This is a genomic window from Nocardia sp. NPDC004340 (assembly GCF_053602575.1).
Window position 1 is genome coordinate 182411 of the sequence record NZ_JBSGDW010000002.1, and the last position, 26397, is coordinate 208807.

28 protein-coding genes are annotated in these 26397 nt (G+C 68.9%); 15 read left to right on the forward strand and 13 right to left on the reverse strand.

Features of this window, described 5'->3' with window-relative positions; translation table 11 throughout:
- Positions 1–113: 113 nt before the first annotated feature.
- The gene (locus ACWEOI_RS08280) at positions 114–758 is read left to right on the forward strand and encodes a TetR/AcrR family transcriptional regulator C-terminal ligand-binding domain-containing protein (protein ID WP_433667985.1); all 645 of its coding nucleotides are present in this window, start codon (positions 114–116) and stop codon (positions 756–758) included.
- Positions 759–1084: 326 nt separating this feature from the next.
- Positions 1085–1951: an Ig-like domain-containing protein gene (locus ACWEOI_RS08285; protein WP_433667987.1), complete on the forward strand. Its 867-nt coding sequence runs from the start codon at positions 1085–1087 to the stop codon at positions 1949–1951.
- Between the two features lie 22 nt (positions 1952–1973).
- Here ACWEOI_RS08285 and ACWEOI_RS08290 read toward each other — a convergent pair whose 3' ends face one another.
- The 6 genes from ACWEOI_RS08290 to ACWEOI_RS08315 form a co-directional block, all read right to left on the reverse strand.
- Positions 1974–2618: a response regulator gene (locus ACWEOI_RS08290; protein WP_433667988.1), complete on the reverse strand. Its 645-nt coding sequence runs from the start codon at positions 2616–2618 to the stop codon at positions 1974–1976.
- Positions 2615–3775, reverse strand: a complete 1161-nt coding sequence (locus ACWEOI_RS08295) for a sensor histidine kinase (protein ID WP_452359262.1) — start codon at positions 3773–3775, stop codon at positions 2615–2617. Before ACWEOI_RS08295 ends, ACWEOI_RS08290 begins: the two co-directional genes overlap by 4 nt.
- A gap of 126 nt (positions 3776–3901) precedes the next feature.
- Positions 3902–5119 carry an NAD(P)-dependent malic enzyme gene (locus ACWEOI_RS08300; RefSeq protein ID WP_452359263.1) on the reverse strand — a complete coding sequence of 406 codons (1218 nt, stop codon included), beginning with the start codon at positions 5117–5119 and terminating at the stop codon, positions 3902–3904.
- 468 nt (positions 5120–5587) lie between these two features.
- The gene (locus ACWEOI_RS08305; protein WP_433667993.1) at positions 5588–7144 is read right to left on the reverse strand and encodes an FAD-binding protein; all 1557 of its coding nucleotides are present in this window, start codon (positions 7142–7144) and stop codon (positions 5588–5590) included.
- A 51-nt stretch (positions 7145–7195) separates the two neighbouring features.
- Positions 7196–7462 (reverse strand): hypothetical protein, encoded by a 267-nt coding sequence (locus tag ACWEOI_RS08310; protein WP_357091388.1) that lies wholly within the window; start codon positions 7460–7462, stop codon positions 7196–7198.
- A complete protein-coding gene (locus ACWEOI_RS08315; RefSeq protein WP_433667995.1) occupies positions 7459–8313 on the reverse strand; it encodes a PHP domain-containing protein in 855 nt (284 codons plus the stop codon). The genes ACWEOI_RS08310 and ACWEOI_RS08315 overlap by 4 nt, the downstream gene beginning before the upstream one ends.
- Before the next feature lie 53 nt (positions 8314–8366).
- Between ACWEOI_RS08315 and corA the strand changes: the two genes are divergently transcribed.
- Positions 8367–9449, forward strand: a complete 1083-nt coding sequence (gene corA, locus ACWEOI_RS08320) for a magnesium/cobalt transporter CorA (protein ID WP_452359569.1) — start codon at positions 8367–8369, stop codon at positions 9447–9449.
- Between the two features lie 87 nt (positions 9450–9536).
- On the opposite strand, the gene ACWEOI_RS08325 is transcribed toward corA, so the two are convergent.
- The 3 genes from ACWEOI_RS08325 to ACWEOI_RS08335 are packed head-to-tail and all read right to left on the reverse strand — an operon-like array spanning position 9537 to position 11580.
- On the reverse strand, positions 9537–10112 hold the full coding sequence (locus ACWEOI_RS08325) for a suppressor of fused domain protein (protein ID WP_357283338.1): 576 nt from the start codon (positions 10110–10112) through the stop codon (positions 9537–9539).
- 4 nt (positions 10113–10116) lie between these two features.
- On the reverse strand, positions 10117–10611 hold the full coding sequence (locus ACWEOI_RS08330) for a general stress protein (protein ID WP_357091391.1): 495 nt from the start codon (positions 10609–10611) through the stop codon (positions 10117–10119).
- A gap of 12 nt (positions 10612–10623) precedes the next feature.
- Entirely contained in the window at positions 10624–11580 is a 957-nt protein-coding gene (locus ACWEOI_RS08335) for an HpcH/HpaI aldolase/citrate lyase family protein (protein WP_357091393.1), read from the reverse strand.
- Between the two features lie 61 nt (positions 11581–11641).
- Here ACWEOI_RS08335 and ACWEOI_RS08340 point away from each other — a divergent pair, with 61 nt between their 5' ends.
- The 9 genes from ACWEOI_RS08340 (at position 11642) to ACWEOI_RS08380 (ending at position 20102) form a co-directional block, all read left to right on the forward strand.
- Positions 11642–12967: a magnesium transporter MgtE N-terminal domain-containing protein gene (locus ACWEOI_RS08340; protein ID WP_433667996.1), complete on the forward strand. Its 1326-nt coding sequence runs from the start codon at positions 11642–11644 to the stop codon at positions 12965–12967.
- A complete protein-coding gene (locus ACWEOI_RS08345; protein WP_433667998.1) occupies positions 12964–13551 on the forward strand; it encodes a DUF1003 domain-containing protein in 588 nt (195 codons plus the stop codon). Before ACWEOI_RS08340 ends, ACWEOI_RS08345 begins: the two co-directional genes overlap by 4 nt.
- A gap of 156 nt (positions 13552–13707) precedes the next feature.
- On the forward strand, positions 13708–15132 hold the full coding sequence (locus ACWEOI_RS08350) for a lytic transglycosylase (protein WP_452359264.1): 1425 nt from the start codon (positions 13708–13710) through the stop codon (positions 15130–15132).
- Between the two features lie 176 nt (positions 15133–15308).
- Positions 15309–16175 (forward strand): lytic murein transglycosylase, encoded by an 867-nt coding sequence (locus ACWEOI_RS08355; protein WP_433668001.1) that lies wholly within the window; start codon positions 15309–15311, stop codon positions 16173–16175.
- A 69-nt stretch (positions 16176–16244) separates the two neighbouring features.
- On the forward strand, positions 16245–17381 hold the full coding sequence (locus ACWEOI_RS08360) for a P-loop NTPase (protein WP_433668003.1): 1137 nt from the start codon (positions 16245–16247) through the stop codon (positions 17379–17381).
- Positions 17382–17464: 83 nt separating this feature from the next.
- Positions 17465–17851, forward strand: a complete 387-nt coding sequence (locus ACWEOI_RS08365; protein WP_379275568.1) for a DivIVA domain-containing protein — start codon at positions 17465–17467, stop codon at positions 17849–17851.
- The gene (locus ACWEOI_RS08370; protein ID WP_433668004.1) at positions 17848–18420 is read left to right on the forward strand and encodes a DNA-3-methyladenine glycosylase I; all 573 of its coding nucleotides are present in this window, start codon (positions 17848–17850) and stop codon (positions 18418–18420) included. Before ACWEOI_RS08365 ends, ACWEOI_RS08370 begins: the two co-directional genes overlap by 4 nt.
- 165 nt (positions 18421–18585) lie before the next feature.
- Entirely contained in the window at positions 18586–18753 is a 168-nt protein-coding gene (locus tag ACWEOI_RS08375) for a DUF3117 domain-containing protein (RefSeq protein ID WP_083869218.1), read from the forward strand.
- Positions 18754–18815: 62 nt separating this feature from the next.
- Positions 18816–20102 carry a methyltransferase domain-containing protein gene (locus ACWEOI_RS08380; protein WP_452359265.1) on the forward strand — a complete coding sequence of 429 codons (1287 nt, stop codon included), beginning with the start codon at positions 18816–18818 and terminating at the stop codon, positions 20100–20102.
- A gap of 40 nt (positions 20103–20142) precedes the next feature.
- On the opposite strand, the gene ACWEOI_RS08385 is transcribed toward ACWEOI_RS08380, so the two are convergent.
- On the reverse strand, positions 20143–21048 hold the full coding sequence (locus tag ACWEOI_RS08385; protein ID WP_452359266.1) for a LysR family transcriptional regulator: 906 nt from the start codon (positions 21046–21048) through the stop codon (positions 20143–20145).
- A gap of 69 nt (positions 21049–21117) precedes the next feature.
- Between ACWEOI_RS08385 and ACWEOI_RS08390 the strand changes: the two genes are divergently transcribed.
- Positions 21118–21621: a GNAT family N-acetyltransferase gene (locus ACWEOI_RS08390; protein WP_433668008.1), complete on the forward strand. Its 504-nt coding sequence runs from the start codon at positions 21118–21120 to the stop codon at positions 21619–21621.
- A gap of 1 nt (position 21622) precedes the next feature.
- Here ACWEOI_RS08390 and glgA read toward each other — a convergent pair whose 3' ends face one another.
- Complete coding sequence (glgA, locus tag ACWEOI_RS08395; protein ID WP_452359570.1) at positions 21623–22792, reverse strand: glycogen synthase; 1170 nt, start codon at positions 22790–22792, stop codon at positions 21623–21625.
- Between the two features lie 147 nt (positions 22793–22939).
- On the opposite strand from glgA, the gene glgC reads away from it, so the two are divergent.
- Both glgC and ACWEOI_RS08405 read left to right on the forward strand, forming a co-directional pair.
- A complete protein-coding gene (glgC, locus tag ACWEOI_RS08400; RefSeq protein WP_433668010.1) occupies positions 22940–24154 on the forward strand; it encodes a glucose-1-phosphate adenylyltransferase in 1215 nt (404 codons plus the stop codon).
- Positions 24155–24252: 98 nt separating this feature from the next.
- Positions 24253–25443: a DUF7373 family lipoprotein gene (locus ACWEOI_RS08405; protein WP_433668012.1), complete on the forward strand. Its 1191-nt coding sequence runs from the start codon at positions 24253–24255 to the stop codon at positions 25441–25443.
- Positions 25444–25476: 33 nt separating this feature from the next.
- Here ACWEOI_RS08405 and ACWEOI_RS08410 read toward each other — a convergent pair whose 3' ends face one another.
- Positions 25477–25959, reverse strand: coding sequence for a hypothetical protein (locus tag ACWEOI_RS08410; RefSeq protein WP_433668014.1), 483 nt, complete (start codon positions 25957–25959; stop codon positions 25477–25479).
- A 60-nt stretch (positions 25960–26019) separates the two neighbouring features.
- On the reverse strand, positions 26020–26256 hold the full coding sequence (locus ACWEOI_RS08415) for a hypothetical protein (protein WP_452359267.1): 237 nt from the start codon (positions 26254–26256) through the stop codon (positions 26020–26022).
- Positions 26257–26397 lie beyond the last annotated feature (141 nt).

Below are 26397 nucleotides of genomic sequence, written 5' to 3' on the forward strand. Positions count from 1 at the left end.
GTCCTCTCATCCCCATCCTTAACGCAAGCGAACCTAGCATTAAGCTCCGTTCAGCGGGAAGGCTAAAGCCAGGATTGTTAGCTTTTAACCTCCGAACCTGTTATGAACAGGGCATGGACCAGCCCGGAGACCGCGACCACCCGGAATCAAGCCCCCGCCGCAGGACCGGAGGCCGATCCGCCCGAGTCCGCCAGGCCATCCTCGCGGCCACCCTCGACCAGATCGCCGACCACGGTATCGAGGGCCTGACCATCACCGAGGTCGCCACCCGAGCCGCCGTCGCCGAAACAACCATCTACCGCCGCTGGGGCACCCGCACCGCCCTCATCGCCGACGCCGTCACCGAACTCGCCGCCGAAGCCAACCCCATCCCCGACACCGGCGTCCTCCGGGAAGACCTGCGCCAGTTGGCCCAGCAGATTGCCGACCTGATCTCCCGCCCCGGCATAGCCCGCCTCCTCGGCACCACGGTCGCCCTCTCCCCCGACCCGGAAGTAGCAGCCGCCCGCCACCACTTCTGGACCACCCGCTTCGACCAGAGCGCCGCCATCATCCACCGAGCCATCCGGCGCGGCGACCTCCCTCCCGATACCTCCCCCCGTGAGGTCATCGAAACCCTCTCCGCCCCTCTCTATTTCCGCCTCCTGGTCAGCGACCACCCCCTCGACACCACCTTCGTCGACCGCTGCACGGACCACGCCGTCACCGTCTACACCACCCCGCACAAAACCGAGGTGCAGCGCCCCACACCCCTGTGATATCGCTGTGGTGACCGGAAACGGTTCCGGCACAACAACAAAGTTAGGAACACACATCACCATGGGCGTTCTAGGTGTCCTCTTCACGCTGCTCAGCCAGGCCTTCGGCATCGTGACCAACGGCTCCGCCTACATGAACAGCCAGCACTAGAGGGAGGGGCTGTGCGTCGGCCCCACACCGGGGCCGGCATGCCCACCACCCATCTGACATGGGTTCATTTCGGAATTGGGTCCGTGAAAGTAAACGGCGTGATCTAATTCCGCCAACTCGGGTGAATCCTGCCTTGATGACGATGTCGAGGGCGCCCGGTGCGTGGGAGAAACACATGGTGGACAGAAGTATGCAGCGGGCGGCCGGGTCGGTGGCCGCGTTCGCGGTGGCGGCCGGGTTCGCGGTTGCGGCGATGCCTGGCATGGCCTCGGCCGCGTCCGGGACGGTGACCTGGAACGACGGGAACAGCAAGTTCACCCGGACGGTGTCCAACACCAACCCGATCGCCGGTGAGGTCGTGACCGTGTCGACGAAGTTCGAGCGGACCGGCATCCCGGTGGAGTACATCTACTCGATCAAGGACGCGCACCCGACCTGCCTGACCCCCGTCGCGGGCTCGGCGAAGATGGGCGGCGACCAGGTCTCGATCGACACCTCGGCGCCGGACGCGGTCAGCGCCTCGTTCTCCATCGTGAAATACCCTGTGTACCCGAACATCTCGCCGAAGTCGCAGACCTTCGAGGTGCAGTACACCGTCGGCGTCAACTGCGCCCGCGACACCCCGCTGGCGACCTCCATGAGCTACAGCGGCTCCCTCGGCTCCGGCAACTACACCGACAAGGGCCCGGCCCTCACCGTGTCCAGTGACGCCGTGTCGACCACCGTCCTCACCGACGTGAGCGGCGCCAAGATCAACACCCCGGTCACCCTGGAGGCCACCGTGTCCCCGGCGGCCGCCGGCGGCACCATCCAGTTCAAGGCCGGCGACCAGGTCCTCGGCGACATCCCGGTCAACGCGAACGGCAAGGCCACCATCGTGTGGACCCCGGGCGCGGCGGGCTCGTACACCATCGGCGCGAACTTCTCCGGCCGCACCGGCGTGGCCGCCTCGTCGACCACCAAGGTGGTCACCGTGGCCGACGACACCACCCCCACCCCGACCCCGACGCCCAAGCCGAGCACCGGGTCCTTCGGATTCTGATCACCGCCACGGACTCGGCCGGCTACCGGCCGAGTCCGTGCTGGTGCGCGAACACCACCGCCTGAATACGGTCGCGCACACCGAGTTTCGCGAGCACCCGGGACACGTGCGTCTTGATCGTCTCCTCACCGACACCCAGCGCGGCCGCGATCTCGCCGTTACTGCGCGCATCGGCCAGCAACAGCAACACCTCCCGCTCCCGGGCGGTCAACTGCGCCAACTCGGGCGGCTCCACCGGCGGCGCGATACCGACCGCGAAACGCGTTGCGAGCCTGCGCGTCATGGACGGGTCGATGACCGCGTCCCCACGCACCGCGACCCGGATCGCGGCCACGAGTTCTTCCGGGGGAAGACTTTTCAGCAGGAAACCGCTCGCGCCCGCCGACAGCGCCCGATGCAGATTCGCCTCGCTGTCGTACGTGGTGAGCAACAGCACCCGGGTGCCACCCGCGGCCACGATCGCCTCGGTCGCGGCCAAACCGTCCAGCTTGGGCATGCGGACATCGAGAATCGCCACATCGGGATGCGTGCGCGCGGCCGCCTCGATGGCCGCGCGGCCGTCCCCCACCTCGGCCACGCACTCCAGATCGGGATGAGCGTCCACCACCGCGCGCAGACCGGAACGGAAGACCGCGTGATCGTCGGCGATCAGGACCGTGATGCTCATGCGACTCCGATCGGGACGGAAACCCGGATATCCCAACGGGTTCCGGAGGAATCGGCACCGTGGACCACGGTCCCGTCGAACAGTTCGGCCCGGCGGCGGATGCCGTCCAGACCGCGATGCACATCCGAACCCGGCACCCGGGCGGTGATCGAATTGGTCTCGCGGATCTCCACCGAGCCGGGCCGATAGACGATTTCGACCTCGGCCCGCTCACCACCGTGACGCAGCGCGTTGGTCAGCATCTCCTGCACGACCCGATACAGCATGACGTCCAGCGACTCCGGCAGCACCGGCGCATCCCCCGAGACGGTCACGCGCACAATCAATCCGGCATCCCGCACCCGATGCACCAGATCGTCGATATCGGCCAGCCCGGGCTGTCGCTCACCGTCGTCCTCGCGGCCGTGCAGCAGATCCAGCTGCCGCCGCAGATCCACCATGGCCGCCCGGCTACTGGTCTCCACCGCATTGACCGACCGGGAAGCCGACTCGGAATCACTGCGCGACAAAGCCATTCGCGCCACCCCGGCGTGAATCCCGATCGCGCTCACATGATGCGAGATGACATCGTGCAGATCCCGCGCGATCGCCTCCCGCTCATCGGCCAGCGCCCGATCCAGCGCCACCCGCTGCTCCTGCCGCCGCAACCGCTCCCGCTGCTCCAATTCCGCGATATAGGCCCCGCGCGCCGCCGTGTACCGGCCCACCAGCCACGGCACCACCCCCGCCCCGAGCGCCGAGATCACCAGCCGCACAGGATTGTTCGTGCCCGCCAGCGCCGCCATCGCGTTCACCAACAACCCGCCGCCCGCCAGCAGCGTCACGGTCAGCACCGACACCACCCCGCTCAGCCACGCGCCCGCCTGATACCCGGCCACCAGGAACCCGACATCGAAAACCCTGGCGGTGAGCCCGTAATGGTGCGCGAACACCGCCACCGACACCTTCACCACCACCTGCGCCACCGCCACCGCGGCCGCCGTCGCCGCCGGAGCCGCCAGCGCCAGATCCGCGACCACCGTGGCCACGGTCAGCACGGTGGCCGCCACCGGGGCCAGGCCGAACCCGCCGCACATCACCATCTGCGCGCCGTCCAGCACGGCCGCCACCGCGGCCACCAGCAGCGACTGCCGGGCCAGTGACCTGGTCACATCCATGGCCGCACGGTACCGCCCGGACCCCTCCTCCCCCGTGTGGGGGACGACCGAATCCCGCGCCCGCGAACGCGAAAGGGGCGCCTCGTCGATGACGAAGCGCCCCTTCCGGCTCGGTTCAGCGTGCGATTACGCGACGCCCTCGGCGCGGGCGGCATTGCCCACGGCCTCGGCGACCGCCGGGGCCACGCGCGGGTCCAGCGGGCTCGGGATGATCTTGTCCGCGGACAGCTCACCGGCGACCACATTGAAGATCGCCTCGGCCGCGGCCACCTTCATGCCCTCGGTGATGCGGCGGGCGCCGGCATCCAGCGCGCCCTTGAAGACGCCCGGGAAGGCCAGCACATTGTTGAGCTGGTTCGGGAAGTCGCTGCGGCCGGTGGCCACGATGGACGCGTACTTGGCGGCGACGTCGGGGTGGATCTCCGGGTTCGGGTTCGACATGGCGAACACGATGGACTCCGGCGCCATGGACGCGATGAGCTCCTCGGCGATGGTGCCCGCCGACAGACCCAGGAACACGTCCGCACCCGCGAGCGCCTCGGCCGGACCGCCGGTCACATTGCGCGGGTTGGTGCGCTCGGCCAGCGCGGTCTTGTACTCGTTCAGGTCGCCGCGATCCTTGCTCACGATGCCCTTGGAGTCGAGCACGACGATGTCGGAGACGCTGGCGGCCAGCAGGATGTCGGTGCACGCGACGCCCGCGGCGCCCGCACCCGAGACCACGACCTTCATGCCGGACATGTCACGGCCCTGCACCGCGGCCGCGCCCTTGAGGCCGGCCAGCACCACGATGGCGGTGCCGTGCTGGTCGTCGTGCATGACCGGGCAGTCCAGCGCCTCGACGACGCGCTTCTCGATCTCGAAGCAGCGCGGGGCGGAGATGTCCTCCAGGTTGACCGCGCCGAAGCTGGGGCGCAGGCGGATCAGGGTCTCGACGATCTCGTCGGGGTCCTTGGTGTCCAGCACGAGCGGGATCGAGTCCAGCCCGGCGAACTTCTTGAACAGCGCCGCCTTGCCCTCCATCACCGGCAGCGACGCGCGCGGGCCGATGTCGCCCAGACCCAGCACGGCGGTGCCGTCGGAGACGACCACGACCAGGCGCTCGGCCCAGGTGTAGGTCTTGGCGAGGGACTCGTCCTCGGCGATGCCGAGGCAGACCTTCGCGACGCCCGGGGTGTAGGCGATGGACAGATCCCGCTGGGTCTCCAGCGGTGCGGTGAGTTCGACCGAAAGCTTGCCGCCAAGATGCCCGGCGAAAATTTCTTCCGTGGTGATGTCGGACAGGTTCGCGCCATTGGACGCGGGGGCCTCGGTGGCATTCACTGCTTCAGTCACGGGTGACACGCTTTCACTCCTGATCGGTTCGGACTCAACCGTTTGACGGTTACCGTTCGGTAATAGCTGTTTTTATGGTTTCGGTGCTCATATATATCTTTTCGCCGTGACGGAATGGTCGACGGCGGCACAGATCGTCGAGCGAGAACCGGAGGGGTGTGTCCGGACGAGACAGTCGGGGTGATCCCGGGTGAACCCGCGAGTCGGAGTTCGTGATCACCGAGTGTCCCGGGCCGGGCGGTGGCTGCGGCCGGGATCGGCCCATTCTGCCAGTCGCTGCGACGGGGTGCCAAATCGACCCCGGGTCCGTCGCGTCGCCTCACCATCGTTGAAGAGTAAGTCAGCCGCGTCACGCGCAGGTGAACGGAAACTCGCTGGTGGGAACCCGAACTCGGAGAACTGTCACAACCCGGTCGCGGGGACGGCTGTGAGGTTGTCATGGGGGCTGCACGACCGATCAGTAACCTACCGCCCGGTTCACGCCGGCGCCGCCTCGGCTACCACGGGTTGCGGTCGTACCCACACGGATTCGAGACCGCCGGAGAGCAACCGTACCCGCCAGTCAATTCCCGCACCGGGGTGGTCGGTACGCCGGTGCATTCCCCGGGTCTCGGTTCGAGCGAGCGCCGAATATTTCGTCCAACGCGCCACCGCGAGCAGCGCCGCGGCCTGCCTGGCCCACAGCCGATCGGGACCTTTTCCGCCCAGCGCCAACTCCGCACCCGGCCACAGACCATCCAGTTCGCCGATGCTGTCACGCAGGCTGCCGTCACTCCGCCAGTAGCTGCGCCGCAGGGGCAACGTGTGCTCCTGAACCAGCCCCACCACCGCGCGCGGATCCAGGCGGGACTTGTCCCCCAGACCCACACCCGGCACCGGCCGCGCCTTGCCCAGCTTGCGGCGGGACTCCGCGAAACCGGCCGCACCGGCGCCCGCCCACACCCCGGACGAAATGGACCACGCACCGTTCTGGCCGCCGAAACCGCTGACCGCGCCGGTGATCGGCTCCCGGGTGGTGACATCCCCCGCGCCATAGAGGCCCGCCACGGTGGTGGCGCAATCCGGTCCCACCAGGCGCAATCCACCCGTGCCGCGCACCGTGCCCTCCAGCACCGCGCCCATCGGCACCTGACCGGTCGGGCTCGGGCCCAGCCGCAGCAGCTCCGCGCGAACCGCCTCGGGCAGCTCGTCCAGCGCGGCGTACACCCGGCGGCCATCCGCGATGGCCGCGAAAGCCTGTGCCCGCGAACCACACCCCTGACCCCACAGCACCGACCGCGATTCGTCGTACAGGGTCGCGAAATGCATGACCTGATCCGAGGCGAACACCGCCGACACCGGGCGCCCCCCGAACGGCCACGAATCGGCCACCGGGGCCAGCGAATACGCGTTGGAGAACTCCATGCCCGACAGTTCGGCCCCGGCCTCCGCGCCCATGAGCAGGCCGTCCCCGGTGTCCACGTCGGTGCCCGCGCCGCCGGAGAGGAAGGCGCAGCCTCCGGTGGCCAGCACCACCGCGCGAGCGCGAACGATCCAGTTGGGCGACTCACCGTGCAGCGCCACGCCCGCCGCGCCGGACACCACGCCGTCCTTGTCGGTGATCAGCTGCAATGCCGGATGGTGGTCGAGGATGCGGACCCCCGCGATCACCATGCTGCGCCGCAGCCTGCCCAGATATTTCGCCCCGTCGAGGTAGACCCGCGCCGGGCGCTCGGCGTGTTCGCCCTGGAAGTGGAAGCCGCCGTGCACGAGCTGGCCGACCCGCCGGTGTGTCTCCTCCAGCACCCGGTACATCCAGTCCGGTTCACCCAGCCCGCCGCCGTGCGCGAAGTTCTGCCGCACGGCTTCCTCGCGGGCCGCGCCCGACGGGATGTTCCACAGGGTGACCCCGCCCCGCGCCGTCGGTCCGCTGGATCCACAGCGGGCCTTGTCGACGACCAATACCCGCGCGCCCGCGGCGGCCGCGGCAAGGGCGGCCCAGCATCCGGCCGGGCCACCTCCCAGCACCAGCACATCGGCGTCGAATTCGGTCATATCGACAAATGTTCGACGACAGTTCAACTCACCGCAACTGTTATGCGTATTTCAATTCCACCACTGCGCCCACAGCAGATATCCCGCTATCCCGAAAACAACCAAGCATCCGAAAAAAGCGGCAAAACCTTGACGTCTATCCGCATAAATCTGGGCGGCGACAACCGCGAGTGCGGCGGCCACATGCCATGTCACCGACTCCGCTCCGGGGCCCGGAAAACCGCGCCGAGCACCGATGCTCGCGGCCCCGGCGACCGTGACCGCCAGCACCACCGTGCCCCCGGCGACGATTCCGCTCAGACCCCGGAACACCTTCACGCGGTGATCACCGGAACCCCACTGGCTTTGCCCACAATTTCCTCGAATTGTGTTGGGTCGGTGGTGAATTCGCCGAGCCGAATGGTCTTGTTGGCGCCGTGGTAGTCGGAGGACCCGGTGGTCAGCAGCCCCAGCTCCGCGGCCAGCCCGCGCAGCACCTCACGGTCGGCCTCGTTGTGATCGATGTGGTCGATCTCCAGACCGCCCAGCCCGAACTCGGTCAGCTCACGAATGTGGTCCAGCGCCAGCAGCCGTCCCCGCTTGCGGGCGCGCGGATGCGCCACCACCGACACCCCGCCCGCCGACGCCACCATCTCGACCGCCCGCCGCAACGGCGTGTCGGCCTTCTCGACGTAGTACCGGCCGTGCGGGGCCAGCAGATCCTGGAAGGCGGCGTCCACCGTCGGCACCACGCCCGCGGCCACCAGCGCCCGGGCCAGATGCGGGCGGCCCGCCGACGGGCCCACCGAGGCCATCACTTCGTCCGGATCGATGGGCAGGCCGTCCGCGGCCATCTGCTCGGCCATGGCGCGCAACCGCACCACCCGCTCGGCGCGCAACCGCTCCCGCTCCTGCGCGAAGGACTCGTCGGTCGGATCGAACAGGTAGGCCAGCAGGTGCACCGGCACCGGGTAACCGTCCTCGCCGAGCCCCACACACGACATCTCCATGCCCCGGACCAGCGTCAAACCCGGCGGCAAGGCGTCGACGGCCTCGGCCCAGCCGGAGGTGGTGTCATGGTCGGTGAGGGCCACCACGTCGAGACCGGCGGCGGCAGCCTTCGCGATCAGTTCGGCCGGGGTATCCGTGCCGTCGGACGCGTTGGAATGGGTGTGGAGATCGATGCGCACCCCACCTATCTTGCCTGCGGCGCAAACGATCACCCCGACCCGGGACGATTAGCATCGTTGATGTGTCCTCGATCCCGCCGCTGTCCTCGTTTCACTGGCCCGGACGGTCCGGCGAGCCGGATCCCGCCAAGCCCACCCTGCACAACCAGATCGTCGACTGCGCGGTCTACGTGGACGGCCGACGACTGTGGGAGCACTGCACCTACCGCAACGCCCTCGCCGAAGTTCGTGAGCGCGGCCAAGGCTTCGTCTGGCTGGGGCTGTGGGAACCCAGCATGCAGATGATGACCGACGTCGCGAACACCTTCGGCCTGCACGCCCTGGCCGCCGAGGACGCCGTCCACGCCCGCCAGCGCCCGAAACTCGAACGGTACGACGACATCCTGTTCCTGGTCCTGCGCACCGTGCAGTACCACGAGCACGAACTCAACACCGTCGCCGAGATCGTGGACACCGGCGAGATCATGGTCTTCACCGGACCCGGCTTCGTCATCACCGTGCGGCACGGCGACCACAGCCAACTGGCCGGCGTCCGCAAAGCCCTCGAAGCCGACCCCGCCCAGCTCGCGCTCGGGCCCGGCGCGGTGCTGCACGCGGTCGCCGACCATGTCGTCGACACCTATGTGTCGGTCACCGCCGACATCGAGGAAGACGTGGACGCCATGGAGGAAGAGGTGTTCACCCCCGCCAACAAGCTTCAGATCGAGGCGATCTACCAGCTCAAACGCGAAGTGGTGGAACTACGCCGGGCGGTGAAGCCGCTGGCGTTGCCACTGCAGGTGCTCACCCACGACACCACCCTGCCGCTGCCCAAGGAGATCCGCCGGTACCTGCGCGACGTCACCGACCACCACACCGCGGTCACCGAGCAGATCCTCGACTTCAACGAATCCCTCAGCGCCCTCATCAATGCCGCGCTGGCCAAGGTGAGCGTCCAGCAGAACATGGACATGCGCAAGATCTCCGCGTACGCCGCCATGGCCGCGGTGCCGACCATGATCGCGGGCGTCTACGGCATGAATTTCGATTTCATGCCCGAGCTCCGATCCCATTACGGCTACCCGATCGTGATAGCCGTGATGCTCGTCCTCTGCGGGATCCTCTACGTCAATTTCCATCGGAACAAGTGGCTTTGAGCAACCTCTTGGATTCCCGTGCCCCATCGACCGGTCGACGGGGCACGGCGACGAGGAGGTGGGGGCGGGTGCCGGGAACGGCAGTCGTCAGAGGCTCGCCGCCGGGCGGGCCGGGTCGCGGACGTCGATGCCCGCCTCGGCCCACGCGTCGCGCAGGGCCGCCGCGCCGCGGATGCGCACCCATGCCGCCTCGGTCGCCGTGATCGGCGCGACCGTCAGGAAGCGCACCGGGTCCGCGGGATCGGGCAACACCACCTCCGGGATCTCGCTGTCGCCCAGCAGGACCGCCGTGAACGGCGCGTTGGCCCAGATCGGCTCGCCCAGGTCCAGCAGCGCGTCCGCCTGCAGCACAACGCCTTCGACCGCGGGCGCGGCCACCAGCACGCCGAGGGTCCGGGTCAGCCCCGAACCGGCGCCCGCGCCGCCGCGCAGGGTCAGCACCAGCTCCGCGCGCGGTCCCCGCACGGGATCGGCGAGCGCCGCCGCCGGATCGGTCATCGGATGCCGGGAGCCGCCCAGCGTCGAGTAGTGCACGAACTCGCCGTCCGGGATGCGCAGGATGTCGATGGGCTCCAGACCCAGGAACGTCACCGACGCCGCGTCCGCGGACTCCACCCCGAAGTGACCGAGCACCGCGGCCCGGACCTTGTCCAATACCTCCATCGATTCAGATGGCCAGTCTGGCGAGCATGTCGCGCGCCTGCTCGGCGGTCTTCGGATCGCACAGCACGTCGTAGCGGCCCGCCACCAGCTGCATGGTGGAGGCGAAGTCGCGCTGGCCCCGGGTCGCCGCGTACGGGATGGACGCGGAGATGAGACCGAAGATGATGCCGCCGACCAGGCCGACCACCAGCGGACCGAGGGTGCCGCCGGTGGTGAACATGCTCAGCAGCAAGCCCAGGAACAGGCCCAGCCAGGCGCCCGAAACCATGCCGCCGCCAATAACTTTGCCCCAGGTCAGCCGGTACAGCACGCGCTCGACCTGCATGAGGTCGACACCGACGATGGTCACGCCCTCCACCGGGAACTGGTTGTCGGCCAGATAGTCGACCGACCGCTGCGCCTCCGCGTAGGTTGGGTAGGAGCCGATCGGCCAGCCCGACGGCGGCGTCGGCAGGGCGGGCTGCCGGCCCCGGCTCGCATTCCCCATGGGATTCGTCATGACTCCATCATGCTATTTCGTGCCGACAGGCGCAGGTTCGAAACGCGTGGTCCGCGCCATTCCGGCGGCCCGGCCCTTATCAGCGATCACCTGAGCCATCTTGGCGCTGGCCTCGTCGATCATCTCGTCCCCGAGCATGACCGCGCCGCGCGCGCCGCCCTCGGCGGAGGTGTGGAAGGCGTACGCGTCGAGGATCTCCTCGGCCCGGTCGTAGTCGGCCTGGCGCGGGCTGAAGATCTCGTTGCACGCGGTGATCTGATCCGGGTGCAGCACCCACTTGCCGTCGAATCCCAGGGCCGCCGTGCGGGCGGCATTGCGGCGGAAGCCGTCGATATCGCGGACCGCCAGGTAGGGGCCGTCGATGGCCTGCAGGCCGTGGGCGCGGGCCGCGAGCAGGATCGTCATATAGATGTGGTGGTAGGCGTCGCCGGGCTCGTAGCCCTCGGGCTGCTCGCCCACCACGAGGGTGCGCATATTGATCGAGGCCATGAAGTCGGCCGGGCCGAACACCAGGGTCTGTACCCGCGGGCTCGCGGTGGCGATGGCGTCGATATTGCGCAGGCCCAGGGCGTTCTCGATCTGCGGTTCGATGCCGATCCGCCCGACCGGCAGGCCGTTGGCCTTCTCCAGCTGGGTCAGCAGCAGGTCCAGCGCCTGCACCTGGCCGGCGTCGGTGACCTTGGGCAGCAGGATGGCGTCGAGTTCGGAGCCCGCGCCCTCCACCACCGTGATGACATCGGCATACGTGTACTCGGTGGTCCAGTCGTTGACCCGCACCACGCGGATCTGCGAACCCCAGCCGCCGGAGTTGAGAGCAGCCACGATGTTCGCCCGCGCGGCCGCCTTCGCCGCCGGCGCGACCGCGTCCTCGAGATCCAGGAACACCTCGTCGGCGCCCAGCCCCTTGGCCTTCTCGATCATGCGCGGGTTACTGCCGGGTACGGCCAGCACCGATCGACGCGATGTCATGGGTCACTCCTTCTCGTGGCGCGGCGATTCCGACGCGCTGGACCCACTAGCCTTATCAAACATGGCAGCGACGAAGGTTTTCGCCGCCCGGTTGGCGGGCTTGGTGGTACTGGGACCGGACGGCGAGTCTATCGGCCGCATCCGTGACATCGTGATCTCGATACGGTACGACCGTCAGCAGCCCCGGGTGCTGGGTGTCATCGTCGAACTGCCCACCCGGAAACGGATTTTCGTGCCCATGCTGCGGGTGCAGGCCATCGAACCGGGCTCGATCACCCTCACCACCGGCACCATCAGTGTGCGCCGCTTCGAGCAGCGGCCGGGCGAACTGCTGGCCATCGCGCAGATTCTCGACTCCACCGTGCGTGTCGCCGACCCCGAGCTCGAGCATCTGGCGGGCGTGGACGTGGTGGTGGTCGACCTCGGCATCGAGCAGGGCCGCACCCGCGACTGGGTGGTGTCCCGGGTCGCGGTGCGCGAACGCCGCCGCCTCGGTGTGGGTTTCGGCCGCCGCGGCGCGGTGCACGTGGTCGACTGGGCGCAGGTGCGCGGGCTCACCCAGACCGAACTGAACATGCCCGGCCAGGACGTCACCCAGCTGCTGGGACAGTTCGAGGGCATGCGGGCCGCCGACGTCGCGCACATGCTGCGGGAACTGCCCATGAAGCGCCGCATCGAGGTGTCCGCGGCCTTCGACGACGAACGCCTCGCCGACGTGGTCCAGGAGCTGCCCGAGAACGACCAGGTGGAACTGCTCGAGCAGCTCGGTGTGGAACGCGCCGCCGACCTGCTCGAGGCCATGGACCCCGACGACGCGGCCGACCTGCTGGGCGAGCTGCCCGCGGGCGAGGCGGAATCGCTGCTGGCGCTGATGGATCCGGAGGATTCCGAACCGGTCCGCCGCCTGCTCGAGCACGCGCCCTACACCGCGGGCGGTCTGATGACCCCGGACGCGGTGGTGCTGACCGCCTCCACCACCGTCGCCGAGGCGCTGGCCCGCATCCGAGATCCCGAACTCACCCCGGCGCTGGCCTCCATGGCCTTCGTGGTGCGCCCGCCCACCGCCACCCCGACCGGCCGGTACCTGGGCTGCGTCCACTTCCAGCAACTGCTGCGGGAACCGCCGGCGAACCTGGTCGGCGGCATCGTGGACACCGATCTGGTGCAGCTGCGCCCCGATGCCCCGCTCACCGCGGTCACCCGATATTTCGCCACCTACAACCTGGTGTGCGGACCGGTGGTGGACGCGGAGAATCATCTCCTGGGCGCCGTCAGCGTCGACGACGTGCTCGACCACCTGCTCCCCGAGGACTGGCGTGAGCAGGACGAGGACAATCACGATGTGCACGGGATGCCCGTGATCGAAGGGACGGGAGGCCGCGCATGAGCGAACGGCTCGACAAATCCAGTGCGCGCCAACGCCTGGAGACGCCCCTCGAGAATCGCTTCCGCGGCCTGGACTGGGACGCCGAGGCACTCGCGGTCACCAGCGAGCGGATCGCCCGATTCCTGGGCACCGGACGCTATCTGGTGATCCAGACCGTCCTCGTGGCGGTGTGGATCCTGCTCAACGTGTTCGCGCTGCGGCTGCAGTGGGACCCGTACCCGTTCATCCTGCTGAACCTCGCGTTCTCCACCCAGGCCGCCTACGCCGCGCCGCTGATCCTGCTGGCGCAGAACCGCCAGGACAACCGCGACCGGGTCTCGCTCGAGGAGGATCGGACCCGAGCGGCCCAGACGAAGGCCGACACCGAGTTCCTGGCAAGGGAGCTGGCCGCCCTGCGACTCGCCGTGGGTGAAGTCGCCACGCGCGACTACGTGCGCAGGGAACTGGACGACATCAAGGAAACGCTGGTCAGATTGGAGAAACTGGCCGCCGACGGGGAGATCGTCCAGGCGCGGAAAGCAAAGAAGGGTACCGAGCGAAAGGCCAATGAGGTCGCAATTTCGGCACAGAAAGATGGCGACTGACCACAGAAGTTGTACCGAACAAGCTGACTCATGGGTAACCTGGATCACGTTGTTCCGAGCGACCGACCCAGACACTGCCGCAGCACACGTGTCACCACGGGGCTCCGGCCGCACGACTGAGGGGATTGTGTGGTGGCGAAGAGAATTTCTGCTCCGGTGACAGCGTCTGCGCTGTTGATAGCGGGCCTGGTCACCGCCGGTTCCGCCACCAACACGACGGTCCATTCCGTCGCCCCGCAGGCCGCGCCGGACGCGTTGCTCGCGGCCTCCGCCGCGCACAACGCGAGTCTGAACACACCCGTCGACACGCCGTCGGATCGGCTCGTCGGACTGGTTCCGGCGGCTCCGGAGGCGCCCCGCAAACTCAGCGCAATGACTCCGCCCGCGGACGGCATGCCGCTCTTCGGCGGCACCGTCCCGCTGCGCGACATCGCCCTGCCCGGGGGCGGCGGACTGCTCGGCATCCCGGAGATCGTGCTGGCCGCCTACCGCAATGCCGAACTGGCACTGCAGTCTTCGGACCCCAACTGCCATCTGCCGTGGTACCTGCTGGCCGGTATCGGCCGCATCGAGTCCAACCACGCCAACAACGGCCGCACCGACGCCGCGGGCACCACGGTCACCCCGATCTACGGTCCGGCGCTGGACGGGACACTGCCCGGCAACGAGATCATCAAGGCCGCCGACGGCAAGTACGTGCGCGCCGTCGGGCCCATGCAGTTCCTGCCCAGCACCTGGTCGGTGTACGCGGCCAACGGAAAGGGCAGCGGCACACCCGATCCCAACAACGTCTTCGACGCCGCGCTGGCGGCCGGCAAGTACCTGTGCTCGGGCGGCCTGGATCTGGCCGACTCGCAGCAGCAGCTGCGGGCGGTGCTGCGCTACAACAATTCGATCTCCTACGCGGCCAATGTGCTCAGCTGGGCCAACGCCTACCGGACCGGCGGCGCGCCGCAGCAGGTGAGCATCTCGCCGGATCTGGTGCCCAACAACTACGTTCCGGTCAACGGCCCGGACATCACGGTGGCCTCCACCACGATTCCGGCCGGACCCGCGCCGGAGGGCACCCAGCAGACGGTCGTGACCACCACACCCGGCGCGACCCAGGTGATGATCACCATCGCGGGCCTGCCGCCGATCCCGTGCGGCATCTTCTGCCCGGCCACCCCGGCCGTGCCCGCCAATCCCTGTGAACAGGTGGCGGTTCCGGCCCCGCAGCCGGATCAGAAGCCCGCCGACACGCCCGCCGAGGATGGCGCGAAGCCGGAGGACGCGCAGCCCGCCGACCAGAAGCTGGGCCCCGACGGCAAGCCGTTGCCGAAGGATCAGCCCATCATCACCACCTGCACCGCGCCGGTGCAGCAGGCCGAGAACAAGCCGCAGGATCAGCCGCAGCAGGGTGTTCAGCAACCGCAGGAACAGCAAACGGTGACGCCGTCCACGACGCCGGAGGCGCAGCCGCCGCAGCCCGCGGACGTCGCCCCGCAGGCCGTCGATCCGACCACCCCGGCGCCCGGTATCACGCTGCCGTTCGGCATCACGATCCCGCTCCCGGCCCCGGCCCCCGCGCCGGTTCCGTAACGAAGGTGTGATTCGCGAGTTTCGGCGCGTCGCTCCGGAACTCGCGTTTGACTAGGCATTCCTTCAAAACCTGAAAGTTGATCACGAAGGTGTAACAAGAAGGTCTCGGATGAGGTAACGTGACCTGTGTTGCATCTCCCCGGTATCAACCGATGGCAATGGAGGGTCACCACACAGTGGGTCGTCACCGTAAACCCCCGGTCCCCAGAGTTCGTCGTGGATCGGTCATCGCATTGACCGGGCTCGTGCCCGCAGGGCTCGCCACAGTTACCGGAGCGGGTGATGGCCACCTCACCGACAAGCTCGCGGCAACCTTCCAGCACCAGTTCGGCGACGACGAACAGCTACCCGCGCCGGAGGCGGCCCCGCCCGCCGCCCCGGCCCCCGAACCCCTCCTGCACGAGGCCAAACAGGTTGCGCCCGTGGGCCCGCCGGAGATCAAGTCCGTCGCCCTGCCCGAAGGCCGGGTGCCCGCCGCCCGCGCCGCCGGACCGCTCGGCATGCCCGGCATCGCCCACGACGCCTACCAGAACGCCGAACGCGTGCTGGCCGTGGAGAACCCGACCTGCAACATGCCGTGGAACCTGCTGGCCGGCATCGGCCGGGTGGAATCCACGCACGGCTTCGGCGGCAAGGTCGACGAGGACGGCAATCCGCTGCAGCCCATCTACGGCCCGGTGCTGGACGGAAGCCTGTACGGCAACAACGTCATCCAGACCTCCGACGGCGGCGACCTGGACGGCCTGTCCGGCAGCTACCGCCGCGCCGTCGGGCCCATGCAGTTCCTCCCCGAGACCTGGCGCAAGTACGCGGCCGACGGCAACGGGGACGGCATCGCCGATCCGCAGAACATCTACGACGCCACGCTCACCGCGGGCAAGTACCTGTGCTCGGGCGGCCTCGACATGCGTGACCCGGGCCAGCAGACCCGGGCCATCCTGCGCTACAACAACTCGATGGCCTACGTCGCCAACGTGATGGCGTGGGAGACCGCGTACGGCTCCGGCATCTCTCCCGCGGCCGCCGCCCTCCCCCGCATCTGATACCCACCAGCATCTGACATGAGTGTGCCCCGCATCGGGGCGCGAAACCGGCGTCCTAGACTTGGGCCCATGCCAGTGGTTACGGAATCGGATGTGCGGGGCGCGCTCGCGAAGGTGAACGACCCGGAGATCCGGAAACCGATCACCGAGCTGGGCATGGTGAAGAGCGTCGATGTCGGCGTGGACGGCGCGGTCAAGGTCGTGATCTACCTGACCACCTCGGCCTGCCCGATGAAATCCGCCATCCAGGAACGGGTCACGAAGGCCGTCAACGACGTGCCCGGAGTCGGCGCCGTCAGCGTCGACCTGGACGTGATGAACGACGAGCAGCGCACCGAGCTGCGCCGCAAGCTGCGCGGCGACGCCGCCGAGCCGGTCATCCCGTTCGCCCAGCCCGGATCGCTCACCCGCGTGTACGCGGTCGCCTCCGGTAAGGGTGGCGTCGGAAAGTCCTCGGTCACCGTGAATCTCGCCGCCGCCATGGCCGCGAAGGGTCTCTCGGTGGGTGTGCTCGACGCCGACATCTACGGCCACAGCGTGCCGCGCATGCTGGGCACCCAGCAGCGGCCCACCCAGGTCGAGCGGATGATCATGCCGCCCATCGCGCACGACGTGAAGGTCATCTCGATCTCCATGTTCACCGAGGGCAACACGCCCGTGGTGTGGCGCGGCCCGATGCTGCACCGCGCGCTGCAGCAGTTCCTGGCCGACGTCTTCTGGGGCGACCTCGACATCCTGCTGCTGGACCTGCCGCCGGGCACCGGCGACGTGGCCATCTCGCTAGCCCAGCTGATCCCCAATGCCGAGATCCTGGTCGTCACCACCCCGCAGCTGGCCGCCGCCGAGGTCGCCGAGCGCGCGGGCAGCATCGCCCTGCAGACCCGGCAGCGGATCGCGGGCGTCATCGAGAACATGTCCTGGCTGGATCTGCCGGACGGCTCGCGCATGGAGCTGTACGGCTCGGGCGGCGGTCAGACCGTGGCCGACAACCTGACCCGCACCATCGGCGCGAATGTGCCGCTGCTGGGCCAGATCCCGATCGAGCAGCAGCTGCGTGAGGCGGGCGACGAGGGCACCCCGATCGTGCTGCGCGCGCCCGAGAGCCCCTCGGGCAAGGCGCTGCTCGACATCGCCGAGAAGCTCTCGGTCCGCCGCCGCGGCCTGGCGGGCATGTCGCTGTCCATCGACACCACCCGCCACCTGTAGCGAAGGGGCAGTGCGGAATTCGACGGCCGAATTCCGCCGGGGTGTGGGCGGACGCCCGCGACGGTGACCCCTAAGCTCGGGGCATGCTCACCATGCTGCTGTACGTGCTGATCGTCGGACTGGTCGCCGCCCTGCTGTTCCTGGTGGCCAGTGCGATCTTCGGACGGTCCGAGGAGCTCGGGCCGCTGCCGGAGGGCACCACGGTGACCGTGCTGCCCGTGGCGGGTATCAGCGGGACCGATGTGCGGGCGCTGCGCTTCCAGCAGGTGTTCCGGGGGTACAAGGCGGGCGAGGTCGACTGGGCGCTGACCCGGCTGGCCGCCCGCATCGACGAACTCGAGGGTCAGCTGGCGCGGGCGACGGCCCCGGCGGCCGCGCCCGAGGAGACGCCACGCCCGGACGGCGAACGGGAAGTTCCCGAAGTGCTGACCGCCGATCCCGCCGAGCCGGGCCCCGAGGCCACTCGATGACCGTTCCCGTGGAATCCGACGGACGAATTCGGTGCGGTTGGTCGGAGGGGTCGCAGCTGTACCGGGATTACCACGATCAGGAGTGGGGTCGCCCGCTGCACGGCGATGACGCGCTGTTCGAACGGGTGTGCCTGGAGGCCTTCCAATCGGGGCTGGCGTGGATCACGATTCTGCGCAAGCGGCCGGCGTTCCGGGCGGCATTCGCGGACTTCTCCATCGAGCGGGTGGCGGGGTTCGGGGAGGCCGATGTGGAACGCCTCCTGACCGATCCGGGCATTGTTCGCAATCGAGCCAAAATCGAGGCCAGCGTGCACAATGCGCGGGTTGCCCGGGATCTCGACGAGAGTCTCGACACGCTGCTCTGGAGCTTTGCCCCGGCCCCGCGGAAGCGGCCTCGGAAAATGTCCGATGTGCCCGCTGTCACGCCCGAATCCACCGCTCTCGCAAAAGAACTCAAGCGGCGCGGGTTCAAATTCGTCGGACCCACCACGGCGTACGCACTCATGCAAGCGACAGGGATGGTAGACGATCACATCGCCGATTGCTGGGTGAATGTGGGGACACGCTGAACGGCACGTCGGTCGGTTTTTGGAACTCAGGTACCCGCCCCGATCCGCGATAGGGAAGAATGGGCAAGGTGTAGCCCGCCACATACCGGCGGGCTGCCTGGTTGGTGACAACTGGAGTTCCATGAAAGTGCGCAGCAGACCGCGCAGATCTGGAGGGAGCAGAGGATGGCGGCCATGAAGCCCCGCACCGGGGACGGTCCCCTCGAGGCAACCAAGGAAGGGCGTGGAATCGTGATGCGGGTTCCACTCGAGGGTGGCGGGCGTCTGGTCGTCGAGCTCACGCCGGATGAAGCCGCGGCGCTCGGTGACGAACTCGTCAAGGTCACTAGCTGATCGCTGCCGGTGAGCCCAACCCGGGGGCTCCTCCCCGGAGCCCCCGGCTTACCGGTATCGCGGTGAACGACAACACACAGAACCCCATAATCGGCACGGCCCAGCCCGCTCCCGCGGATCGGCTCCTGGCCTGCGCCGACTTACTGGCCTGCCCACAGTGCGGCCACCCCCTGGCGGTCGGCGTCGACCCGGCTGCCGACGACTCGCCGACCCGAACCCTGCGCTGCCGGCTCGGCCACAGCTACGACCTGGCCAAACAGGGCTACGTCAGCCTCCTCACCGGCGCGTCCACCAAGATGACCGGCGACACCCCGGCCATGCTCGACGCCCGCGCCGCCTTCCAATCCGCCGGCCATTTCACCCCGATCGCCGCCGCCCTGGCCGCCGCGATCGCGACGCCCCTGCCCGGCCGCGCTGCCGACACCCCGATATTCGGAGCGGACTCGCCCCCGGCTGCCCCCACCGCCGCCCGACCGGCCGCACGCCGCGAAGACGACCCCGCGGCCACGACGAGCCTCCGCAACCCACGCGAATCCGGCACAGAACTGACGCCCCGCCTCGGCCGACCCCGCGCCGGTATCACCACGCCCGGAATGTCCGTCGCCACAGCCTCCGCGGCACGACTGGCCGCCACGCTTCTGTCCCCCGGCACGGCCGCGGCGGGCGGCGGGCGCACCGAGGCCCCCACCACTGAGAGCACGGTCGGCGGCCCAGTCCGGCCGGGGCCGGACCCGGTGGCGGAATCGCCGACGCCCGTTCGGACCGAAGCGGCCGATCACGGCCTGGCGGTCCTCGAGATCGGCGCGGGCACCGGCTACTACGTGGCCACGGTGCTGGACGCGCTGCCCACAGCACGCGGCATCGCCCTGGATGTCTCGAAGGCGGCGGCGCGGCGGGCGGCGCGGGCGCATGGACGGGCGGGGTCGGTGCTGGCGGACGCGTGGCGCGGGCTGCCCGTACCCGACGGGGTGATGAGCGCGGTGGTGTCGGTGTTCGCGCCACGCAATGCCGACGAGGTGGCACGCGTGCTGGCCGCGGGCGGGCGGTTCGTGGTGGTGACACCGACCTCCCGGCATCTGCGCGAGCTGATCGAGCCTTTGGGGATGGTGAGTGTGGACGCGGCCAAGGAGGATCGGCTCGCCGAATCCCTCGGGGAGCGTTTCGAGCTCGTCGGGCGCGAGGCCGTCGAGTATCCGATGTCGCTCACGCACGAGGATGTGGCGCGGGTGGTGGCGATGGGACCGTCGGCGTTCCACGGGGACCAGGGCCGGGCCGAAGCGATTGCGGCGCTGCCCGATCCGGTCGCGGTGACGGCTTCGGTGACGGTCTCGGTGTACCGACCGCGCTGAGCCGGGCGGATTCGCTTCCGGAAGCGCGTGGCGCCCACGGCTATTCGCGTGGTGCGGCCGGGCGATTCGGAAGCAATGCGAGCAGATTGTGGACCAGTGGCCGGTCGTCCCCGGCGCGGGTCGCCGTGTAGATGGTGGTGGCGGCTTCGGTGCCGGTCAGGGGGATGATGCGGACCGAGTCCGGTGCGGTGAAGGTGGCGCTGCGCGGGGCGATGGTGATGCCGAGGCCCGCGGCTACCAGGTAAAGGATGATCGTCCAGTTCGTGGCTTCCTGGACGATGTGGGGTCGGCGGCCTGATTCCAGGAGCGGCGTGAGGTTCTTCTTGTAGGCGAGTTCACCTGCCGCGCGGGGGAAGAAGACCAAGGGATGGTCGGCTAGTTCGGCGCCGGTCAGGGTGGGGCGGTCGGCGTCGGGGTGGTCGGCGGGCAGGACCGCCACGAACGGCTCGGTGATGAGCGGGGTGGTGACCGTGCCGGGCTGGTCGTCGGGATCGCGGACGATGGCCATGTCGAGAGTGCCGGAGGCCAGGCGGGCCATCAGGTGGCTGGTGAACCCTTCGGTCAGCTCGACGTGGACGAGCGGGAAGCGTTCACGGAATTCGCGGACGCCGCGCAGGGGTTCGAGCGGCAGGACCGAGGGGACGAAACCGAGGTGCAGGGTGCCCTGGCCGCCCTGGCCGATCCGGATCACCTCGGCGAGGTCGCGGTCGGCGTGGCCGAGCAGGGCGGCGGCGCGGTCGCGCAGCACGATCCCGGCCGGGGTGAGGGCGACGGTGCGGGAGGTGCGGTCGAAGAGCCGGGTGCCGAGCAGGGTTTCCAGGCGCTGGATCTGCTGGGTGAGGGCGGGCTGGGCGATGTGCAGGCGGGTCGCGGCGCGCCCGAAGTGCAGTTCCTCGGCGACGGCCTGGAAATAGCGCAGGTGCCGCAGCTCCACCCCGGTGTTCATAAGCTGATGATATCGATCGCAGCTATCAAGTATTGGACGTTATGGTTCGACGTCCGACATGCTTTTGTGGTGACTCAGCAGACGGAAGCCGACGCCCCCGAGCTCGATTCGATCGTGGTCGCGCCCATGGCCGGGCCCGAGGACGCGCGCGCCTTCAGGGACCTGAATCTGGAGTGGATCGAGGCCTTCTTCACAGTCGAGGCCGCCGACCTGGCCACCCTCGACAATGCCGAGGCCATCGTCGCGAACGGCGGCGAGGTGCTCATCGCCCGGCTGGACGGCGAGGCCGTCGGCTGCGTGGCGCTGGTCCAGGAGCATCCGGGCGTCTTCGAACTGTCGAAAATGGCTGTGTCGCCGCGCTTCCGGGGCCGGGGCATCGGCCGCGTGGTGCTGCGGGCGGCCATCGACCAGGCCCGCGAGCTGGGTGCGGAGCAGTTCTTCCTGGCCAGCAATGCCCGTCTGGCGAGCGCCGTGCACCTGTACGAGTCGATGGGTTTCGTCCACGTCCCGCCGTCGGAGTTGCCGCCCAGCCCCTACGACCGCGCCGACGTGTTCATGCGCTACCCGCTCTGATTCAGCCCTTGCGAACCTGGTCGTAGATGCGCGCGGTGCGGGCCGCGATCTGCGTCCAGTCGAAGTGGTCGATGGCCCGGACCCGCCCGGCCGTCCCCATGGCGGCGGCGCTGACGGGGTCGGCGGCCACCATGTTCACGGCCCGGGCGAGGCCGCGTTCGTAGTCGTGGGGCGCACGCTCGTCGTAGTGGACCAGCCGCCCGGTCTCCCCTTCGACCACCACCTCCGGAATGCCGCCGACATCGGAGGCGACCACGGCGGTCCCGCAGGCCATGGCCTCCAGGTTCACGATCCCCAACGGCTCGTACACCGAGGGGCACACGAAAACCGTTGCGGCGGCGAGCACCTGCCGGACCAGTTCGGTCGGCAGCATCTCCTTGATCCAGAACACCCCGTCGCGATCGTCGCGCAGCGCGCGGACCGCGGTCGCCACCTCCGATTCCATGGCGGGGGTGTCGGCGGCGCCGGCCAGCAGGACGAGCTGGATGTCGGGGTCCAGGTGGCGGGCGGCGGCCAGCAGATGCGGCACGCCCTTCTGCCGGGTGATGCGCCCGACGAAGGCGGCGATCGGCCGGTCCTGCGACACGCCGAGTTCGGTGAGCACATCGCGGGAGCCGAGCGCGGGCCCGCCCGGATGCCAGACCCGGGCGTCGATGCCGTTGTGCACCACGTGGACTTTCCCGGGGTCGATATCGGGGTAGGCGTCGAGGACGTCGGCCCGCATGCCCGCGCTGACCGCGATCACGGCGTCGGCGTAGGTCACGGCATTGTGCTCGGACCACGACGAGAGCCGGTAGCCGCCGCCGAGCTGTTCGGCCTTCCACGGCCGCCGCGGTTCCAGCGAATGCGCGGTCAGCACATGCGGAATCCCGTACAGCTGCGCGGCCAGATGTCCGGCCAGCCCGGTGTACCAGGTGTGCGAGTGCACGACGTCGGCGAAGCTGGCGGCGTCGGCCATCCGCAATTGCGCCGACATCATCTGGACCGCGGAGTTGGCGGCGTAGAGCATCGGATCCGGTTGGTGCACCACCGCATCCGCGCGCGCGACCCCCATGCAGTGCACGGTGACGTCGCACAGTTCCCGCAGCCTGGGCACCAGTTCGGTGACGTGCACCCCCGCCCCGCCGTACACCTCGGGCGGGTATTCACGGGTCATCATGGCCACTCGCAGTCCACGAGCTCCGTCGGAGCGGTAACTCACGGGTCCAAAATAATCGCTCAGGTTCCGGCCAACCAATCGACGTGGCCAGCAAGATCGCGATGAACACGGCACATGCTGGACATTCCACGTTCGGGTGCACCCGGTAGTTTCAGTGGTGTGAGGAGCCAGCCGCACGTACTCGGGATCGTGCTCGCCGGTGGCGAGGGCAAGCGACTCTTTCCGCTCACCAAGGACCGCGCCAAGCCCGCGGTGCCGTTCGGGGGCGCGTACCGGCTCATCGACTTCGTGCTGTCGAATCTGGTGAATGCCGGTTACCTGCGGATTTGTGTACTGACCCAGTACAAGTCGCATTCCCTGGACCGGCACATCTCGCAGACCTGGCGGTTGTCGGGGTTCGGCGGGGAGTACATCACCCCGGTGCCGGCGCAGCAGCGGCTGGGGCCGCGCTGGTACACCGGCTCGGCGGACGCGATCATGCAGTCGCTGAACCTGATCTACGACGAGGACCCCGAGTACATCGTGGTGTTCGGCGCGGACCACGTGTACCGGATGGATCCCGAGCAGATGGTGCAGGCGCACATCGAGTCCGGGGCGGGCGTGACGGTGGCGGGCATCCGGGTGCCGCGCAGCTCGGCCGGCGCCTTCGGCTGTATCGACTCCGACGAATCCGGCCGCATCATCGGCTTTCTGGAGAAGCCGGTGCACCCGCCGGGCACCCCCGACGACCCGAACGTCACCTTCGCCTCCATGGGCAACTACGTCTTCACCACCAAGGTGCTGGTGGACGCCATCCGCGCCGACGCCGACGACAACGACTCCGACCACGACATGGGCGGCGACATCATCCCGTCCCTGGTGCGCGGCGGCGCGGCCGCGGTCTACGACTTCTCCACCAATGTGGTGCCCGGCACGACCGACCGCAGCCGCGGCTACTGGCGCGATGTCGGCACCATCGACGCCTTCTACGACGCCCACATGGATCTGGTGTCGGTGGACCCGGTGTTCGACCTCTACAACAAGCACTGGCCGATTCGCGGTGCGGCCGAGAACCTCCCGCCCGCCAAGTTCGGCCGCGGCGGGCTGGCGCAGGAGTCGATCGTGGGCGCGGGCAGCATCCTTTCGGCGGCGACCGTCCGCAATTCGGTGCTGTTCTCCAACGTGCTCGTGGAGGATGGTGCCACGGTGGAGGGCAGCGTGCTCATGCCGGGAACCCGGATCGGTCGCGGCGCGGTGGTGCGGCACGCCATCCTGGACAAGAACGTGGTCGTGACCGAGGGCGAGATCATCGGCGTCGACCTCGAGCGTGATCGGGAGCGCTTCGCGGTCAGCAATGGCGGCGTCGTGACCGTGGGCAAGGGCATCTGGGTCTGATCGCGACACGGTATAGGAGTGGACAGTCGGCGGTCGTTGGCCCGAAAATCTTTCGATAGGGAGCGCTGCCGACGCAGGGCCGCGCGGGAGGGATCATCATGGGCCGTCCGGCGCGTGTCGTCACCGCACTCACCTGTCTCGCCTTGATCGCCGCACTGGCCTCCGGTTGCGGCCGCTCGGGCACCGCCGTCGCCGGCGAACTGGATGTCCGCACCCTCGACACCGGGACGTATCCGGTGAACCGCTACACCTACGACCGCAACAACGGCGGCAAGGGCGCGGCGCTCGAGGGCATTCGCATGACCGCCGCGGTGGCTCCCGCGGTGAAGATCGATCCGGCATTGAACATCGGCCGTGGCGGCGCGGTGCTGGCCAGCGTCGACGATGTGCTCAATGTCAGTCACCTGGCTTCGGCGGTGAAGAACGTGCTGGTGAATCGCGGCTTCGTGGCCGGTTTCGCGGCCAGCGGCTCCGATCGTGAGGATGTCAACGACAATCCGGATCCGAACGGCACCACCATCACCACCCGCGTGCTGCGTTTCCCGACCGCGGATGCCGCGAAGCTGGCGGCCCGCGAGCTGGAGGACGCCGACTTCAGTGTGGCGCTGAACGTCAATCAGAAGCTCACCCTGCCCGACTATCCGGACGCCTACGCGCACTGGCGGCCGGGCGTGCCCACCATCGGAGTCGCGATGGCGCACAAGGATTTCGTGATCTCGCTGTTCATCCTGCGGCCCACCGCCGATCTGCAGGGCCTGCTGTCCTGGTCCAAGAAGACCCTGGACGCGGAGGTCCCGGTGCTGGACGCGTTCGCGGCGACCCCGAACGATCAGATCGCGCAGCTGCCGGTGGATCCGGACCGCCTGCTGGCCCGCACCCTGGTGATGGACCGCGACCACCGCACGGTGGATCCGGACAAGTTCGCGGTGTTCCCGGCCAACTGGCTGGTGCTGCCGTCGGATGATCTGGGGTTCTGGACCAAGCTGGTGGCCGATACCGGCGCGAGCGAGATGTCGGTCGCGGACGGCAGTTTCGTGATTCGGGTGCGCGACGCGCAGGCGGGCGCGGATCTGATGGCCGGGATGATCCGGAATCTGCAGGAGACCACCACGACCGCCGTGGACGACAAGGTGCCGGATTCCCAGTGCGTGCACCGCTCCTCGGACAAGAAGCCCAGCCGCTGCTATGTCCGCTACAAGCAGTACGTGGGCGTCGCGGACGGGGCCAATGACGCAGAGGCGAAGAAGAAGGCGGTCGCGCAGTACGCGCTGCTGGCCAACAGCTTGTAGCGAATCCGGATGCGGCGCTTCGGGCGCCGCATCTCAGAAGCGGAGACGGTCCGCGTCCAGCAGTCGCCACGCCGCAGGCCGATGCGCGCGGTCGCCGCTGGCAACGTCCGGCTCTGCGCAACAACGGCATTCCGATTCCGCTGCCGTGCAGTCGGGTTCGCTGTCGGCCGGGTACGGCGTGGCCGCGCTGCGGGAGACGGTGTGCCGGGCCCGGGTGAGCCCGCCGCGCGGCGTGCTGTCGTCCCGGAACCGGTAGTCGCGAAAACCGAACGGCTGCAGCAGCGCTCGCAGGAATTCCGCGCCGTCGCCGGGCAGCACGGTGCGCTGCTCGCCGAGTATGTCGACACCCTGGTGGTACCAGACCCGCGCGACCAGGCCCTCGATCGGATCCACCGCCCGGAAGGTGGCGCGGCCGTCCGCGGCGAGCCGGAATTCGGCGATGCGCCGCCACTGCCCGCCGTCGCGGAAGTACAACCCGACCACGGCCGGTACCCGCTGACCCATGGGAACCCCCACTCGTCGAACTATTCTCGTGGAGTATCCGGCGACGCCGCCCGGAAACCTCTACGCGACCGATCAGTTCGTGGTACCGGGTCTCATCGGGAATCCGGGCGCGGGTGTGCCGGTGCCGCAGAACGGCTGACACGAGCCCGTCGTGGTCGGCACGTAGCGTGATTCGCGGTCGTCGAATCGGGCGCCGCTCACCAGCATGAGCACCAGGAGCGCCGCGCCCAGGATGCCGCCGAACACGACCAGGGCAGGCCACAGCCATCCCGTCGGCAGGTGCACCCCGAGGGCCAGTCCCTCGAACATCTCCCCCACCTCCTAGCGAGAAAATCGATCCCCTTCTGGGGTACACCCCCGGCCCGGCCCGAATCCACCCCTGGACACTGCCCCTGCACCGCCACCACCGCCCTCCCGCCACACCCGCACCGGCAGCTGATGATTCGCTGC